The sequence below is a fragment of the Anaerolineae bacterium genome (assembly GCA_014360855.1).
Taxonomy (GTDB): domain Bacteria; phylum Chloroflexota; class Anaerolineae; order JACIWP01; family JACIWP01; genus JACIWP01.
In genome coordinates this window covers 1-3,289 of sequence record JACIWP010000315.1, presented here as the reverse complement: position 1 = coordinate 3,289, position 3,289 = coordinate 1, and the positions used below count along the sequence as shown (strand labels likewise).

Genomic DNA, 3,289 nt, shown 5'->3' with positions numbered 1-3,289 from the left:
GGAAGAGGCCATCCGGGTCCTGCACCTGTTCGATGAGCGCATTGTGCCGCAGATTTCGCACGGCATCTGCCCGGAATGTCAGGATCGCGTCCTGGGCGTGCGGGAAGAGCGGCGCGCCGGCTGAGGAGTGGCCGGCGGCCCCTTGTGACTATCATCTGCCCCACATGGGTGCTATTCCTCGCGGAAGAACCCCAGCAGTTCGCCGCGCTCCGCCTCACCAGGCAGGATCTCGATAAATGAGATGCGCGACAGCGGGAAGATGAAGGCAGTAGCCTCTGGCGTCAGATAATGCAGGGGTTTGCCATCGCGCCGGCGCGCCTCCGTGCAGATGATATACGTGGCATTGGGGGGCGGCAGTTCCTCCATCTCGGCCAGAACCGGGTCTTCATTTGGCAGATGAATCAGCACCGTATATCCCATCGCTCCACCCGTCCCTTATTTGTGTTCGGAAACATGATGTTCGAGAGCCGTACCGCCGGCGCGCACCTGCACCCGCAGGCGCAGGGTGCCCAGCCGCAGGATGTCCCCATCCCGCAGAGGGTGAGGCACATTGGGGGCCAGCCGCACATCATTGACCCAGGTGCCGTTGGTGCTGGCGAGGTCCTCTATCATCAGGCGGCCGTCCTGCCATACCAGCCGGGCATGCTGGCGCGAGACCCCGCGCTCCAGCCCACCGTAGGGCGCCAGGTCCACCTGCGGCCGGCTCGTCTGGCCGGCATCGGCGCGCCCGATGACGGCCGGCAGAGCGTCCGTTGGGAGCCGAAACTGGTGTGCGCCAGATAGCATTTCCAGCACCACCGCCGGCGCAGGGCCGGTTGGGGCGCGGGTGCCGGCGGATGCGAGCCCCTCTGTCTGGTGCAGGGGCTGCAGGGCGGTGCCGCACTGCTCGCAGAAAATGGTGTTCAGGATATACGGGTGGCCGCAGGTGGGACAGACCGGCATACCCGCCTCCTCACTCTGTTCCGCCGGGGAGCAGTGGCTGGAGGGCACGCGTGCCGAAGCGCAAGCGCTTGGCGCCGGCGGGGGAAAGCCGGCCGGTCTCCGCCAGCAGACGCGCTTCCTGTATGAGCACGCCGGCCAGTTCGTCCTGCCCCTCCTGCATCAGCCGGGTCGCTAGCCCTTCCAACAGGGTGGTGGCCTGCGGCACCCGCCCCTGCCCTGCTTCTTCCTCGATCAGCTTCTGCATCCGGAGCAAAGAGACCTTCTGGGCCGCTTCTACGATGGCCGCCGGCATCAACGGCCGGGTGACGCCCTGGGAGCGGAAGGGCACCCGCACGACCTTGCGCTGAACCGCCGGCGTGCCGTAGGCCGGCACCATGCCGGCCGCTTCCACCTGAAGCACCCGATGCGTCCCTGCTTCAAGGGGGCTGACGATGCTTTCCACCAGCACATGGCGCGGGCGGGTGTACGGCAGGCTTCCCAGCGCCAGTTCCCCATCTGTCTCCTCCAGCATCCGCAGTTCGGGTGTCAGGGCAAAGGCCGCCTTGAAGCGGGCGGCCGGCGTATAATACAGCCGCATGGTCAGGTCGGTGATCCAGGCCTCCTTCAGTTGGCGCAGATGTTCCAGAAAGGCGCGCCCGATGCCGGCAGGGTTTTCGATAAAGACCACCTGTCCGCCGGCGGCCGCCGTCAGATGGTCCAAAAAGTCCTCGTTCCAGTCATGGCCGACACCGAAGGCAGAGATGCCGATATCCTGCCGCGCCGCGGATCGCGCCGCCAGCAGGCATTTCTGCGCGTCCCCATAGGTGTGACCGTCCGTGAGCAGTAAGAGGTGATTAATTTGGTGGTCGGAACGGGTGCGCCCCACCAGGGACAGGCCGGCCTGCAGGCCCTGGAATATCTCCGTTCCGCCGTCGGTGGTCAGGGATGCCAGAATGGGCCGCAGGACGCGCGACGGCGGGGTGTGCTGTGGGGGCAGGAGCACTTGCGCCGTGTCGGAAAAAGCCACCAGGGAAAGTATGTCATCGGACTGCATTTCCTCCACCAGGTGCAGGATGGCCTCTCGCACAGCGGCCAACCGCTCCCCCTTCATGGAGGTACTGCAGTCAATCACCAGGCAGAGGTTGAGGCGCGTATGGGGCTGGGGGCGGTTCGCCAGCGGCGTCAGGGTGATGAGCAGGTACAGGAGCTGAGGCTCGTCCACGCAGGCCAGTTCCGCCGGCCCGGGCAGGACATCCAGCGCGAACAGCCGCGGCGGGCGCTTCCCTTCCCGCCGCAGGCGCTCGTCGTATTCCTGCCGGCGCTGGGGGTCGCCCAAGGTTTCGTAGGCCTGCTGGATCTGGCGGAAGAAAAAGGCCGTCCCTTTGACCAGGCCGGCGTCCGGATGATACTGCCGCACCAGGTCCCGGTACGCGGCGCGAATTTCCTCCTGTGAGGCGTCATCCTCCACCCCCAGTATGCGGTAGTAGTCCTCTTCGCCTTGTTCCCCTGCACCCTTGTCCCATGCGGAAAAGGTCATGCTATTGCTCCCAATCCCTCCATCCCTTTCCGCGCCCTATCCCGCGGGATGCACCACGATGACGGTGATATTGTCCGGCCCGCCGTGTGCATTGGCCGCCGCCACCAGCGCCTGGCAGGCATCCGCCGGCGTGGGAGCCTGCTGGAGGATGTCCTTCATTTCCGCCCGCGGCACCGCGCCCCACAACCCGTCCGAGCACAATACCAGCCCATCGCCGGCCAGCAGGCCGTGAGAGGCCAGGTCAATTTCCAATGGGTTGGGCTGGCCCACTGCCCGATATAGGGCGTTGCGGCGGGCATCCTGGTCCAGCGCTTCCAGCTCTTCCGGGTCAATCTGCCCCAGCTCGAACAGCCGGTGCAGGAGCGAATGATCGCGCGTCAGTTGGCGAAGCTCGCCGCCGCGCAGGAGATAGAGCCGGCAGTCGCCGGCGTGCCCAACATAGATGCGCTTCCCCATCAGCAGTACGATGGTGAGGGTGGTTGCTCCTTCCGGCACTTCCTCCTGCAGACGCTGATGGGCGGCCTGAAAGGCCTCGGCGATGGCCTCCTGGATGGGCACCGCCGGCGCCATGGCCTCCGAGCTGAGCGAGGGCAGAATGACGTGCCGCAGGAGGCTTTCGCCGGCGGTCTGCACGGCCAGCCGGCTGGCTGCCTCCCCGTGCAGGTGCCCACCCATGCCGTCCGCCACCATGAACAGCCCGACGGTCTGCAGTCCCTCGTGGGTGGAAAGGTGTTGGAGCCAAGCGAAGGCGCTGTCCTCGTTCTCCTCGCGCACCATGCCGATGTGGCTGGCCATGCTGAAGAGCGCCCGCGCGCAGGGGATGCCGCTTTC

General features: G+C 66.3%; 4 protein-coding genes. All 4 read right to left on the bottom strand.

Annotated features, from left to right (window positions below):
* Positions 1–171: 171 nt before the first annotated feature.
* Complete coding sequence (locus H5T60_13285) at positions 172–420, bottom strand: hypothetical protein (GenBank protein MBC7243403.1); 249 nt, start codon at positions 418–420, stop codon at positions 172–174.
* Between the two features lie 15 nt (positions 421–435).
* The gene (locus tag H5T60_13280; protein ID MBC7243402.1) at positions 436–942 is read right to left on the bottom strand and encodes an FHA domain-containing protein; all 507 of its coding nucleotides are present in this window, start codon (positions 940–942) and stop codon (positions 436–438) included.
* A gap of 10 nt (positions 943–952) precedes the next feature.
* The gene (locus H5T60_13275; GenBank protein ID MBC7243401.1) at positions 953–2,458 is read right to left on the bottom strand and encodes a DnaJ domain-containing protein; all 1,506 of its coding nucleotides are present in this window, start codon (positions 2,456–2,458) and stop codon (positions 953–955) included.
* Between the two features lie 36 nt (positions 2,459–2,494).
* A partial coding sequence (locus H5T60_13270) for a serine/threonine-protein phosphatase (GenBank protein MBC7243400.1) occupies positions 2,495–3,289 on the bottom strand: 795 nt, incomplete at its 5' end.